This window comes from Streptomyces sp. NPDC002446 (assembly GCF_053595675.1).
Window position 1 is genome coordinate 31,544 of record NZ_JBSFYC010000066.1, and the last position, 13,154, is coordinate 44,697.

Genomic DNA, 13,154 nt, shown 5'->3' on the forward strand with positions numbered 1-13,154 from the left:
GCCGGCCGGATCCGTCCCTTGCGTACCCCTCATGGCGCCCCCGGAGGCACGAACGGCAGCCCCTCCGGCACCCCCTTCTCGATCAGCCGCCACAACGCGTCCGTGTCCGCGTGCTCCTCGATCAGATCGCCCAGCCGGTCCAGCTGCTCCTCGCGCAGCGCCGCGAACCGGGTGTCCGGCGCGGGGACGAACGCGCGGCCCGCGTCCGCCGCCACCCGCCGCAGGAACGCCCGGCGGAAGCCGTCGCTCTCCAGCGAGCCGTGCCAGTGCGTGCCCCATACGGAGCCGACGCGGCAGCCGTCCAGGAACTCCTCTTCGCCACCAGTCACTTCGGCCACGCCGTGGTGGATCTCGTACCCCTCCACCGGCTCGCCGAGCGCCTCGCCGACCGGCCGCGCGAGCGTCTTGTCCGCCGCGAAGCGCACCCGTACCGGCAGCAGACCCAGCCCGTCGACCGTGCCCGCCTTCGACTCGACCTCGTCCTCGATGCGCTCGCCGAGCATCTGGAAGCCGCCGCAGATGCCCAGCACCGGGCGGCCCTCGGCGGCCCGCCGGGCGATCGCGTCCGCAAGGCCCCGCTCGCGCAGCCACTGCAGCGCCCGTACGGTGCCCCGCGTCCCCGGCAGCACCACCAGGTCCGCGTCGGCCAGCTCCTCGGCGCGGTCCACGAACCGCACCACCACGCCCGGTTCGGCGGCCAGCGCGTCCACGTCCGTGAAGTTCGACATCAGCGGTACGGCGCAGACCGCCACCCGCAGCACGTCCGCGCCGTGCGGGGGCGCCACCACGCTCTCGCGCACCGCGCCGCGCAGCGACACCCGCAGGCCGTCCTCCTCGTCGATGCCGAGCCCGTGCGCGAACGGCAGGACGCCCAGCGCCGGCCGGCCGGTGAGGCCGCGCAGCATCTCCAGCCCCGGCTCCAGCAGCGTCACATCGCCCCGGAACTTGTTGACGAGGTACCCCGCGACCAGCGCCTGGTCCTCCTTCGACAGCAGTGCGGTGGTGCCGAAGAAGGAGGCGAACACCCCGCCGCGGTCGATGTCCCCGACCACGACGACCGGGATCCGGGCTGCCCTGGCGATGCCCATGTTCACGATGTCGGTGCGCCGCAGATTGATCTCGGCGGGGCTGCCGGCGCCCTCGCAGATCACCGCGTCGTGCGTCCGCCGCAGCTCGGCCAGGCAGTCGGTGACGGTACCCAGCAACTGCTCCTGGCGCCCGGCGTGGTAGCCGCGGGCACTGAGCTCACCGACCGGCTTGCCCAGCAGCACCACCTGACTGCTGCGGTCGCCGCCCGGCTTGAGCAGGACGGGGTTCATCAGCGCGGTCGGCTCCATCCGCGCCGCGGCGGCCTGCATCGCCTGGGCCCGGCCGATCTCCGCGCCCTCGCGCGTGACGAACGAGTTCAGCGACATGTTCTGCGCCTTGAACGGCGCCACCTTGACGCCCTGCCGGACCAGCCAGCGGCAGATCCCCGCCGTCACCACGCTCTTGCCGGCGTCGGACGTCGTACCCGCCACCAGCAGACCACCGCCGACGCCCCCGCCGGACCCCGCCAACCGCCCGCTCACCGTTGCCTCCCGATCCCGCGCCGCAGCGCGCCCACCGCCAGCCGCCCCGCCACCGTCGTCGCCAGCGCCAGCACACTCACCCGGCGCGAGAGCCGCACCGCCCGCTCGATGTCGTCCACCGCGACCGGCCGTGCCCCGCCGTTGAGCACCGGGCGGTGCTCGACCCGCCCGCCGTACGCCAGCGTGCCGCCCAGCCGTACGCCCAGAGCACCCGCGAACGACGCCTCCACCGGGCCCGCGTTGGGGCTCGGGTGCGCACCGCCGTCCGCCCGCCAGGCCCGCAGCGCGCCGCGCCGGTCGGGACCGGCGAGCACGGTCAGTGCGGCGGTCAGCCGGGAGCCGGGCCAGCCGGCGAGGTCGTCGAGCCGGGCCGAGGCCCAGCCGAAGCGGCGGTGGCGCGGCGACTTGTGACCCACCATCGCGTCCAGGGTGTTGACGGCGCGGAACGCCACGAGACCGGGCACACCGCCCAACGCGCCCCACACCAGGGCGCCCACCACCGCGTCCGAGGTGTTCTCGGCGACCGACTCCACCACCGCGCGGGCCATCTGCCCGCCGTCCAGCGCCTGGGGATCGCGACCGCACAGATGCGGCAGCCGCTCCCGCGCCACGTCCAGATCCGCCGCCGCGAGCGCACCGCCGACGGCCCGTGCCTCGCGGCCCAGCGAGGTGCCGCCCAGCACGGCCCAGACCGTCGCCGCGGTCAGCGCGACCCGGGCGCCGCGGTGGCCTCCCACGGCGCGCTGGACCAGCGCGGCACCGGCGGCCGCACCGCCCGCGCACAGCACGGCGTGCGCCGCACCGTACCCGCGGTGGTCGCGCCACAGCCGGCGTTCCACGGCGCCCGCGGCCCGGCCGAACGCGGCCACCGGATGGCCGCGCCGCGGATCCGCCGCGATCAGATCGCCGAGGAAGCCGAGGACCGCGCCGCACGCATATCCCGCGTGTTCGCCGCGCATCGGGTCAGCCCGCCGTCAGGCCTCGAAGGGGCCCTGCGGCAGCGGGAAGTGGGGCTCTCGAACGGCGGCCGGGCATGGCGGTATGTCCTCACTCAGGGTCCGCGCCCTGGCTCGACGTGACGGCGACAAGAGTCTCCTGGCTCCCGGATCGGCGTGGCCTCCGGCCTTCCAGTCCTGTGTACGCGGTGCGGCGTACACGAGGCGGACCGTGGCCTTCGCTGGAGGAACGCTCCCCGGTGACAGTGGCGGGACCGCGCCGGATTCTCACCGGACTTCCTCATCTGTCGCCGATTGGCTCCGGCAGTCCACCACGCCCCGCGAATGCCCGTCAACTCACCCTTGACCTGCGACGCTGCCCCGTGGCAGGGGCTGTGGCACACGCCACAGGGTGGCAACGGCGTCACAGACGGTTGCCCCCGCACCTGATCCCACGTCACTATCGGGTGCACGGCGGCGAAGGGGCCGCCGGAAGGGGGCTGGGGGATGCCGGAGAGCGCCGGTCATCACGAGATCCGCATCAGGATCACGGGGACGAACAATCCGCAGCAGGACATCGACGACCTCCGCGCGTGGCTGGAGCGCGAACCCTGGCTGACCCGTCGGGAACACGCGTGGGAGCAGCGGCCGCGGCCCGCGCACGAGGCGGACGGCACGGACCCGGCCGCCGCACCCGGCCCGGCCGACATGGCCGTGGGCGTGGACGACCTGATCCTGGTGATCGTGGGTGCGGTCGCCGCCGAGGCCGCCAAGGGCCTCGGCATCGCCCTGCGGGAGTGGCTGCGGCGCCGCAAGGAGGAGCGGGCCGAGGGCGAGGTGCCCGCCGTCGACGTCGGCACGGGCGGCGAGCTGCACGCGGTCGGCGACACCGAACGCCCGGATCCCGGCAGCCCGGCGCATGAGGGCGGCAGCACCGGCGAGGGCTGACCCGGATGGTCGAATACGACGCGCGGGGAAAGATCAACCGCGCGGTGCTCATCGGTGTCCACGACTATGCGGCGCTGAGCGGTCTGCCGGCGGTGGAGGACAACGCCCCCGAGCTCCGGCGCGCGCTGACCGGCACCGATCTGTTCACCGCCGACGAGGTCACCGTCTGCCGCCCCGTGGAGCCGTGGGAGGTGGCGCAGGCGCTCAAGACCGCCGCCGACGAGGCGCGCGGTCTGCTGCTGGTGCACTTCTCCGGCCACGGCCGGGTCGGCAGCGACGGCGGCGATCTGCAGCTGATGGTCGGCGCCTCGGTGCCCCGGCAGAGCCACACCACCGTCTCCTGGCAGGACGCGGTGCTCTCCTGCCTGGACCACGCGCGGGCCGAGCGCATCGTGATCGTCCTGGAGTGCTGCTACGCCGGCAACGCCGACGGGGCCTTCCACTCCCTGCGCAAACCCGTGTCGCTGCTGATGGCCGCCCAGCCCAACCGCCGCATCTTCAGCGGCGAGGAGCCGGCCGGCGGCACCCTCTTCACCCGCGCCATGGTGCAGATCCTCGAACACGGCATCCCCGGCAGGCGTTTCGTCACCTTCGAGGACCTCCTGCGGGAGCTGCGCACCCGGCTCGCCGGCGAGCGGACCCCGATGGGCGACGTCTGGGAGCCCCGCTCCGCGAAGCAGAACACCGTCGACGACGTCATCCTGTCCTTCGCCACCCCCGAGGCCCGGCTGCCGACGCCGCCGCGGGTCCGGCTGCGCCGCTGGTTCAACCAGCACATCCGGCGCCGGCTGCGGCTCCTGCTCGCGCTGGGCACCGTCCTCGCACTCACCGCCGGCGTACTGGTCACCCTGAACGCGGTGCGCCCGCTGCCGGACTGCCCGCCGGCCCTCGAACTGCGGCTGCTCACCGCCCCGGAGGCCGAACCCGCCCTGCGCCAGGCCGCCTTCCGCTATGAGATGTCCGAGCTCAACACCCGCCCCCTGCAGGGCGAGAGCGATCTGCCCGGCGGCTGCCGGCGCGCCCAGATCACCGTCTACTCCGCCGCCAAGGACCAGGTCGACCAGGGCTTCGCCGCCGCCGACCGCTGGCAGGGCCAGGCCGGGGGCACCGGCCCGCCACCGCATGACTCCCCCGGCACCGACCCCCTCCACCGTCCGGGGCCGCAGCCCGATGTGTGGATCCCCGAATCCACCGCCGACTACGAACAGGCCCGCCGCGGCATGCCGTCGCACGGATCCCCGGCGGCCCTGCACAACACCGGCCCGGTGGCCTACAGTCCGCTGGTCGTCGGCATCCCGGCCGGCAAACGGCTGGACGACGTCGAACCCGTGGGCGCCTCCTGGCAGGAGCTGCTCACCGGCACCGACAGCGCGCACCGCGACCTCAGGCTGCTGCGCCCCAGTCCGGTGCTCTCCGGCACCGGGCTGCTGCACACCATCGGCCTCTACCTCGCCAACGACGGCTCGCACATCGACGCGTCCGGTGCCCCGGACCCGGCCCTCGCCGAGGGCGCCGAGCAGCGGCTCGCCGCCCCGGGCAGCCAGTACGCGGGCAGCACCGAGCTGCTGTGCTCGCTGCGCCCCGCCGCCGGCCGGGCCGCCCGCTCGGCGCCGCTGGTCTCCGAGAAGTCCCTCGCCGACTTCAACCTCGGCCATGCCCTCGGCAGTTGTCCCGCCCTGGCCGCCGCGCCGGCCCCCGGTGACCGCTACGCCGCCTACTACCCCCGGGGCGTCCCCGCCCTCGACCACCCGCTGATCCGGGTCGACTGGCAGGGCGCCGAGGACGCCACCCCCCGGCGGGCCGCCGCCGACCGCTTCGCCGGCTGGCTGCGCGCCCCGGACGGCGGCCGGCGCACGCTGACCGCACACGGCTACCGCGCGGTGCCGGGCAAGGACGGCGAGCAGCCCGCGCCCGCCGGGGACTCCCCGCTGCGCAGCAGCCGCGCCAACACCGACCTCGCCGCCCCCGTCATCCCCTTCACGGCCGGCGCCGACCAGGTCGCCCGGGTGCTGGACGGCTACGACAAGGCGCAGCGCTCCAGCCGGCTGCTGATCCTGATGGACACCTCCACCTCGATGGCCGACGGCGGCAGGCTCCCGGTCGCCCTCGGCGCGGCCGGCCGGGTCCTGGAGATGGTCGGCGACCGCCACACCTACGGCCTGTGGACCTTCCCGGACCGTGCGCACCCCGGCGATCCCGAAGCGGTGCGCCGGGCCGTACCGCTCGGCACCGCCGACGCCGCGCCCGGCAAGGCCGTGCTGGACCGGATCGCGAAACGGGGCACCGCCGAGCTCGTCGACCACGGCGCCGCGATGGAGGAGGCGCTGACCGCCGCCGTACGGGAGATGAAGAAGCCGGACGGCGGCAACCGGGCCATCGTGCTGATCCTGGACGAGGACGACGGCGGCCCGGGGCGCGCGGCGGGCGTGGAGCAGACCCTGGCCGCGCTGCTGAAGAAGAAGCCCGCGGTGCCGGTCCTGACGCTGGTGCTGGGCCGGGCCGGCTGCGACACCTTCACCCTCCAGGGGCTGGCCGGCACGTCCGGGGGGCAGTGTGTGCCCGGCGGTCCGCAGGCCCCCGATCTGCTGGCCGGGCTGGTCGCCTCCATCGGGACCGCGGGCAAGGAGGACCGTTGAGAACGCCGCGCGCCGCGCTGCCCGCCGCCCTGCTGTGCCTGACGCTGGCGGCGGCCGGCGCCTGTACGACGCAGCCCGGGCCCGGCCCCGAGAAGGGCCCGATCGTCTTCGCCACCGGCAGCGACCTGAGCACCACGGGCGTCCGCCAGGACCTCATCCGGGACTTCGAACGGCGCACCGGCCGCACGGTGCGGATCGTCAAGCTCCCCGACACCGCCGACGGCCAGCGCAGCCAGCTGCTGGCCGCGGGCCAGTCCGGCAACAGCGGCTACGACGTGCTCAACCTCGATGTGGCCTGGACCGCGGAGTTCGCCGAGGCGGGCGTCATCCGCCCCTGGGGCACGGCCCTGGACGGCGACTTCCTCGACAGCGTCGTCAAGACCGTCGAGCACGACGGCCGGATCTGGGGCGTTCCCTTCAACACCGACGCCGGCCTGCTCTACTACCGCAAGGACATCCTCCAGGACTACGGCTATGACCAGCCGCCGTCCAACTGGGGCGAGCTGAAGAACGTGGCCGCCCAGGTGGCGGCCGCCTACAACCGCCGCCTCGCCCGCGACGGCAAGGACACCGCGGACCGGAAGATGTACGGCATGGTCGCCCAGCTGCGGCCCTACGAGGGGCTGACGGTCAACACCCTGGAGTCCGCCTGGGCCAACGGCGGCGACCCGGACGCCACCAGCTTCACCAAGGGCGAGCAGGTCGGCGCGCTCCAGCAGGGCGTCGCCGACGTCAAGGACCGGCTCGACTCGATCATGCCGCACGAGGCCACGGCGATGGACGAGACCGACAGCCGCCGCTGGTTCGCCGACGGCCGCGCCCTGTTCATGCGCAACTGGCCGGTGGAGTACGCCTCGGTCGCCGAGAAGCTCATCCCCGGCAAGCAGTTCGCGGTGGCCGAGCTGCCGGCCCGCCCCACCGACGGCAGGCGGATGTCCGTCCTGGGCGGGCAGAATCTGGCGATCTCCGCGGGCAGCCGGCGGCCGGCCGGGGCACGGGCCCTGATCGAGGCGCTGACCGGTCCGGGCGGCGAGCGCTGCCTGCTGGAGCGCGGATTCGCGGCGACCCGCGACTCGGCGTACCGGGAGGCGGCGAAGGCGCCCGGCTGCCCGCTGCCGCCCGAGCGCGGTGAGCACGGCACCACGGGGCAGCGGGCGCCGTGGCCCGGCCGGCAGCCGCCGTACACCCGGACGCTGTACGCGGCGCTGCGGGCCGCCCAGCCCCGCCCGCGCAGCGCCCACTACCAGACCTTCAGCAAGGTCGTACAGCTGCGGGTGTCGGAGTACCTGGGCAGCCGCGGCGGTACGGCCATCGCCGACGCGCTGGCCCGCGAGGCCGACGAGGCGCTCAGCGGGCGGGGCGAAGCACGCACGAGGCGCCCGGAGGAGGGCGGCTGATGCCGCGCTCCGCCGGACGCCTCGTGACCGTCCGTGCCGCCGTTGCCGGCCGCCGTCGCCCGCTGTGTCAGCCGGCGACGATCAGGTAGATGCCGTACGCCACGGCCGCCGCGCACAGGGCGAAGGCGGCCATCGCGCCGGCCCGCGCGCCCGTACCGGGGCCGGCGGCCACCGCGGCCTCGCCCTCCGGGCCCGCCTTGCGGGCCGTACCGACGATGCCGACGGTGAACAGGCCCACGATCCCGACCGTCACCACGAGGCTGACGCCGAAGACCTGGCCGAGAGCTGCCCAGTCGATGCTCATGCAGTGTTCCTTAGGTGAGAGCCGCTAGCGGGTGACCGTCGCGGCCTGGGCGCGCGGGGCGGGGGTGGTGGGGGTGTCGGCGTCCGCCGCCGGTTCCGGCGCGTCGGCCTGCGGGGCCGGCGCTCCCGCCGGGGGAGGGGAGACGGTGCGCAGCGCGGCGGTCACCACGCCCGCCGGCTCCGCGGCCGGACCTTCGTTGACGTTGGTGTGGTCGACGGGCTTGCGCCGGGAGGCGGCCCAGATGGCGCCGCAGATGCCGAGCGCGAGGACCGCCACGGCGGCGACGCCCCAGTCGCCCTGCTTGGCGAGGAACGCGGCGCCCGCCGCGACCCCGCCGGCGGCCGGCAGGGTCAGGGCCCAGGCGGCGACCATCCGGCCGGCCGTGGACCAGCGCACCACGCCGCCCTTGCGGCCCAGGCCCGACCCCATCACGGATCCGGAGCAGACCTGGGTGGTGGAGAGCGCGAAGCCGAGGTGGGAGGAGGCCAGGATGGTGGCCGCGGCGCCGGTCTGGGCGGCGAAGCCCTGCGGCGGCTGGATGTCGGTGATGCCCTTGCCCATCGTGCGGATGATCCGCCAGCCGCCCAGGTACGTGCCGAGCGCGATGGCCAGACCGGCCGAGGCGATGACCCACATCGGCGGGTCGGCGTGCGGGGCGACCACACCGCCGGTGATCAGCGCGAGGGTGATCACACCCATGGTCTTCTGGGCGTCGTTGGTGCCGTGCGCGAGGGAGACCAGGGCGGCCGAGGCGATCTGCCCGGCGCGGTAGCCCTTGGCGGTGTCGGCCTCGTCGCGGCCGCGGGCCAGCCGGTAGGTGAGCCGGGTCGCGGCCGTCGCGGCCAGGCCGGCGACGATCGGGGCGGCCACCGCCGGGATCAGGACCTTCATCACCACGGCGCCGCCGTGCACACCGTTCGTGCCGACGGAGACCAGCGTGGCGCCGATCAGACCGCCGAAGAGCGCGTGGGAGGAGCTGGAGGGGAGCCCCGCGAGCCAGGTCAGCAGGTTCCAGATGATGGCGCCGACCAGGCCGGCAAAGATCACTTCGGGTCTGATGCCCGCGCTCTCGTCGATGATCCCGCCGGAGATGGTCTTGGCGACCTCCACCGACAGAAACGCTCCGACGAGGTTCAACGCCGCTGACATCGCCACCGCGGTCTTGGGTCGCAAGGCGCCGGTGGAGATGGTGGTGGCCATTGCGTTGGCCGTGTCGTGGAAGCCGTTCGTAAAGTCGAACACCAAGGCCGTGACGATCACGATCCCGATGAGAAGCGTGATGTGTTCCATTCACCCAGGCAATCAGTTCGAAGGTCAGTGTCGCTCGGGACCGTACGGAGAGTGGGTGAACGGAAAGTGAACTGGGACGGGCGCGGCGATGACGCACCCGCAGTGTTCACGCGGAGGTGTATCCCACGTCACTTCCGCATCACCCGTCGGCGACCTTCTGGAGGTAGTGCCGACAAGCCGTCCCGGCGGTGCGGTCCCGTTGTCGCCGCGGGCCGGGCGCAGGGCGATCCTTCCCGGCGTCGACCGGGCATAGCCGCATGTCAGTCGAAAGACCGTCGAACTCCGGCCAATTGCTCATAATGAGCAAGTTGTCCCCATATGGCGGATACCGGGCCGGCGGGCCCCTGGCGTACCCTTCCCCGGCCCGCTCGTACGGTGACGCGCACCGCATCCGCATACGCCGCACCGCGCCGGAGGACCCATGAAGGACCACCCCGACCAGCTCGCCGACGCCTGGCGCGAGCTGGTCGCCACCGCCCGCAGAACCGTCGCCGACGGCCTGGTCGTCGGCACCTCGGGCAATGTCTCATGCCGCCTGAAGGACCTGGTCCTGGTCACCCCCAGCGGCGTCCCCTACGACCGGCTCGGCCCCGGCGACACCACCGCCGTCGACCTCGAAGGGCGCCAGATCATCGGCACGCTCCGGCCGACCAGCGAACTCCCCATGCACCTCGCGGTCTACCGCAGCACCACGGCCACCGCCGTCGTCCACACCCACGCCCCCTGCGCCACCGCCGTCTCCACCCTCGTCCCCGAACTCCCCCCGATCCACTACATGGCCGCGGCGCTCGGCGGCCCCGTACGCGTCGCCCCCTACGCCCTCTACGGCAGCGACGAGCTCGCCGCGCACATGCTCACCGCGCTCCGCGGCCGCACCGGCGCGCTGCTGCAGAACCACGGCACCATCGTCTACGGCGACAGCCTCGACCAGGCACTGGACCGCACCGCCCAACTGGAGTGGATGTGCCGGGTCTGGCTCGCCGCCCACTCCGTACCGGGCCACACCCCCAGCCTGCTCTCGCCCGACCAGCTGACCAAGGCCGGCGAGCGCCTGCGCGGCTACGGCCAGCCGCGGGACTAGGACCCGCCTGCCGAGTGGCCGCCCCGCCGAGTGGCCGCACCCGGCACCGCTGCGCACACTGGTGAGGTGCGCCTGGGTACTGCGGCGGCCGTGGCCGCCGCCACCGTGATCGGTGCCGGGGTGGCCGCCGTGGCGGTCGGCCGGTACGCCGGCGACATTGCCCTGAAACCATCGCCCGACCACCCCCTCCCAGGCGACTCCCGCCTCACCGTGCACTCCGCCACCGAGGAGCGCATTGCCCTCACCCGCAGTCTGGCCTCCCTGCGGACCGGGACCTACGGCCTCACCGGAGGCGGCTGCCATGCCGTGGTCGGCTCCGTCGTCCACGGCGTACCGCACCCCGCCGACGCCGTCGTACGCCGTCTGGAGCGGGTCACCCACGGGACCCTGGAGCCCGGCAAACGGATGCGGCTCACCCCGCAGGTGCACATCGGCAACCCCCGCGACGCCCTCGGCATCGACTGCGCCGACGTCGACGTCCCCGGCGAACTCGGCCCCCTCCCGGCGTGGTTCGTCCCCGCCGTACGCGACACCTGGGTCATCACCGTGCACGGCCTGGGCACCACCCGCGAACACCCCATGGTCGTCATGCCCTTCCTGCACCGCCACCGGCTGCCCGTCCTGGACCTGGCCTACCGCAACGACCCCGGCGCCCCGCGCACCGCCGACGGCATCAACCACCTCGGCGACACCGAATGGCGCGACCTGGACGCCGCGATCCGCTACGCCGTCCGCTACGGCGCACGGGACATCGTCCTGTACGGCTGGTCCGTCGGCGCCACCATGGCGCTGCGCGCCGCCACCCACTCCGCGCTGCGCGACCGGATCAGCGGGCTGATCCTGGACTCGCCGGTCCTCGACCGCTACGCGACGGTCCGCGCGCTGGCCGCCGCCCGGGGGGTCCCGCGGGTCCTGCTGCCGCTGGTCGTACGGGCCGCCGAGGGCGCCACCGGGATGCCCGTGGACCGCCCGGCGGACGCCGCCGACCCGGCCGGGCTCAACGTCCCCACGCTGCTCTTCCACGGCCCCGACGACCTGATCGCCCCCTGGGCGGCCTCCCGGGCCTTCGCCGCCCGCCGCCCGGAGCTGATCACGCTTCAGCCGGTCCCGCACGCCCCGCACGCCGCGATGTGGAACGCCGACCCGTCCGGTTACGAGGAGGCGCTGCGCCGCTTCCTCACCCCCCTCATGTAGCGCCGGCCACCCCCGCCCCGTCGGTGACGTCCGGGCATACGGGGGGACAACTCCCCACATCGGGGATGGGTCGGCGCGATGGTGCGGCCCGGTCAGATCGCAAGCCGGGTTCCGATTGGGCTTTCGGGCCGTCAGCAGCAAGACTGCTCCTGTGACGTCCCGTACTCCGCGCGACTCCCGGCTCCGACTCGTCCCCCGTCAACCGGTTGCGGCCGCCCGCAGGGCGGTGACAACCCGGGCCAAGCGTCCGGCGCCCCGCCCGCCCGAGGGCACCCCGCCGCCCGCGGAACTGGCCCGGCAGGCCCGCGCCGTGCTGGCCGGCGCGGCCCGGCTCGCCCGCTGGGCCGACGGCGTCGGCGGCGCCGACGGCAGTCTGCGGGCCGGCCGCGACGGAGCGCTGCCGACGGCCGCCGTGGAACGCGCCGCCGAAGCCCTCGGCCTGACGCCGCAGCAGGTCCGCGTCGACTGGGACCGGGCCCGGCTCGCCGGACTCGTCGAACTCCACGACGGCCTCGCCCGCCCCGGCTGGCGGCTGCGCGCCTGGGACCGCGACGACACGGCCGTGCTGCGCGGCTGGGTCGCGCTCTTCGACGCCTGGTCGCTGGCCCGCCCCGCCCCGGCCGGCGCCGGACCCGCCATCGTCGCCGAAGTCGTCGAGGCGCTGCCGCAGCTGCTGTCCCTGCTGCACCTGTCCGCCGGGCCCGTACGGCTGCCGGTGCTGCTCGACATGCTCGAACAGCGCGTCACCGAACTGCGCACGGAGCGCTGCGAGGTCCCCTACGGACAGGACCCGGCCCCCGGCAGCGAGGACACCGACGCCCCCGGGGCGGCAGGACCGGCCGACGACGCCGCGGGGGCGTCGCTGGCCGACCTGCTGGGCTGGGCGCTGGACGCACTGCTGACCGTCGGCGCACTGGTGCCGCCCCGCGGCGCGCAGGGCCGCTCCTACGAGGGAGCGGACGACGCCTCCGAGGCGCAGCTGACACCGCTCGGCAACTGGTCGGTGTGGGTCAAGCTGGAGCAGATCTGTGTCGCCGCACAGAGCCCGGCCGGCCATATCGAGCAGTCCGCGGCGGCGATGCTGCGCGGCTGCGCCCGGCTGACCCCGGGACCGGCCCGCGCCGAGTACCGCGCCTGGCTTGCCGCCCGCTCCGTCGGCTCGGCCGTCGAGGAGCTGCTGACCGTGGCCCGTGGCGAGGACGCGCTGCTGCGCGGCCTGGCCTTCGAGGCGCTGCGCGCGGTCGGCGCACCGGCCGAGCCCGCCGTACGCGCCGCCGCCGACGAGCCGGGCCTGCGCCCGTACGCCCTGCTGTGGCTGGTCGAGCACGAGGGCGGCGACCCGGAAACCGCGCCCGACGTGCTCACCCGCGAGGAGTCGACCTGGCTGTGGGTGGACACCGCGGCGGCGGTCGCCGACCACGGCGAGACCCAGCTGCTGGTACGCCATCTCGACTCGGCGGTCCAGGGCTCCGTGCCGCGCCTCCTGGAGGAGGTACGCGCCGTCGGCCACCCCCGCACCGTCCAGGTCCTGGTCGCCCTGGCCGCCGCCCACCCCGACCCGGCCCTCGCGAAGGCCGTGCGGCGGGCGGCGTTCCAGGTGCATACCGGGGGTATCTGAGTCGCCCTTCCGCTGCGCTTGGCTGCCCACGTTTTCGGCTGTCCCGCCGTGGGGGTGTCTCGCCGTTGCGCCTGCGGCGAGCTGATTGCCGCTGCGCGGGGCTTTTCGGGGTGCGGTGTCGGTCCTCCGGGGCAGGGTGTCCGGACTGCTTCGCTTTACGTCCGGACACCCTGCCCCTCC

General features: G+C 74.8%; 10 protein-coding genes and 1 riboswitch. Of the genes, 6 read left to right on the plus strand and 4 right to left on the minus strand.

Going from position 1 to position 13,154, the window contains the following annotated elements:
• Positions 1-29: 29 nt before the first annotated feature.
• On the minus strand, positions 30-1,571 hold the full coding sequence (locus ACWD6P_RS29215) for a cobyric acid synthase (protein ID WP_451447165.1): 1,542 nt from the start codon (positions 1,569-1,571) through the stop codon (positions 30-32).
• Positions 1,568-2,530, minus strand: coding sequence for a cobalamin biosynthesis protein (locus ACWD6P_RS29220; protein WP_451447166.1), 963 nt, complete (start codon positions 2,528-2,530; stop codon positions 1,568-1,570). The genes ACWD6P_RS29215 and ACWD6P_RS29220 overlap by 4 nt, the downstream gene beginning before the upstream one ends.
• Before the next feature lie 129 nt (positions 2,531-2,659).
• Positions 2,660-2,809: riboswitch (cobalamin riboswitch) on the minus strand.
• Between the two features lie 204 nt (positions 2,810-3,013).
• Here ACWD6P_RS29220 and ACWD6P_RS29225 point away from each other — a divergent pair.
• The 3 genes from ACWD6P_RS29225 to ACWD6P_RS29235 are packed head-to-tail and all read left to right on the plus strand — an operon-like array spanning position 3,014 to position 7,487.
• On the plus strand, positions 3,014-3,454 hold the full coding sequence (locus ACWD6P_RS29225; protein WP_451447167.1) for a hypothetical protein: 441 nt from the start codon (positions 3,014-3,016) through the stop codon (positions 3,452-3,454).
• 5 nt (positions 3,455-3,459) lie between these two features.
• On the plus strand, positions 3,460-6,090 hold the full coding sequence (locus tag ACWD6P_RS29230; protein ID WP_451447168.1) for a caspase family protein: 2,631 nt from the start codon (positions 3,460-3,462) through the stop codon (positions 6,088-6,090).
• Positions 6,087-7,487 (plus strand): extracellular solute-binding protein, encoded by a 1,401-nt coding sequence (locus ACWD6P_RS29235; RefSeq protein ID WP_451447169.1) that lies wholly within the window; start codon positions 6,087-6,089, stop codon positions 7,485-7,487. Before ACWD6P_RS29230 ends, ACWD6P_RS29235 begins: the two co-directional genes overlap by 4 nt.
• Before the next feature lie 67 nt (positions 7,488-7,554).
• On the opposite strand, the gene ACWD6P_RS29240 is transcribed toward ACWD6P_RS29235, so the two are convergent.
• On the minus strand, positions 7,555-7,791 hold the full coding sequence (locus tag ACWD6P_RS29240; protein ID WP_451447170.1) for a hypothetical protein: 237 nt from the start codon (positions 7,789-7,791) through the stop codon (positions 7,555-7,557).
• A 24-nt stretch (positions 7,792-7,815) separates the two neighbouring features.
• Positions 7,816-9,081: an anion permease gene (locus tag ACWD6P_RS29245; RefSeq protein ID WP_451447171.1), complete on the minus strand. Its 1,266-nt coding sequence runs from the start codon at positions 9,079-9,081 to the stop codon at positions 7,816-7,818.
• Positions 9,082-9,502: 421 nt separating this feature from the next.
• Between ACWD6P_RS29245 and ACWD6P_RS29250 the strand changes: the two genes are divergently transcribed.
• From ACWD6P_RS29250 to ACWD6P_RS29260, 3 genes are all read left to right on the plus strand, one after another.
• The gene (locus tag ACWD6P_RS29250; protein ID WP_451447172.1) at positions 9,503-10,162 is read left to right on the plus strand and encodes a class II aldolase/adducin family protein; all 660 of its coding nucleotides are present in this window, start codon (positions 9,503-9,505) and stop codon (positions 10,160-10,162) included.
• A 66-nt stretch (positions 10,163-10,228) separates the two neighbouring features.
• The gene (locus ACWD6P_RS29255; RefSeq protein WP_451447173.1) at positions 10,229-11,356 is read left to right on the plus strand and encodes an alpha/beta hydrolase; all 1,128 of its coding nucleotides are present in this window, start codon (positions 10,229-10,231) and stop codon (positions 11,354-11,356) included.
• 151 nt (positions 11,357-11,507) lie between these two features.
• On the plus strand, positions 11,508-12,974 hold the full coding sequence (locus ACWD6P_RS29260) for a hypothetical protein (protein WP_451447174.1): 1,467 nt from the start codon (positions 11,508-11,510) through the stop codon (positions 12,972-12,974).
• Positions 12,975-13,154: the final 180 nt, after the last annotated feature.

Excerpts from the sequence above, each read along its gene's own strand:
- ACWD6P_RS29220 (WP_451447166.1), bottom strand. The coding sequence starts at position 2,530 with ATGCGCGGCGAACACGCGGGATATGCGTGCGGCGCGGTCCTCGGCTTC.
- ACWD6P_RS29225 (WP_451447167.1), top strand. The coding sequence starts at position 3,014 with ATGCCGGAGAGCGCCGGTCATCACGAGATCCGCATCAGGATCACGGGG.
- ACWD6P_RS29240 (WP_451447170.1), bottom strand. The coding sequence starts at position 7,791 with ATGAGCATCGACTGGGCAGCTCTCGGCCAGGTCTTCGGCGTCAGCCTC.
- ACWD6P_RS29245 (WP_451447171.1), bottom strand. The coding sequence starts at position 9,081 with ATGGAACACATCACGCTTCTCATCGGGATCGTGATCGTCACGGCCTTG.
- ACWD6P_RS29230 (WP_451447168.1), top strand. The coding sequence starts at position 3,460 with ATGGTCGAATACGACGCGCGGGGAAAGATCAACCGCGCGGTGCTCATC.
- ACWD6P_RS29250 (WP_451447172.1), top strand. The coding sequence starts at position 9,503 with ATGAAGGACCACCCCGACCAGCTCGCCGACGCCTGGCGCGAGCTGGTC.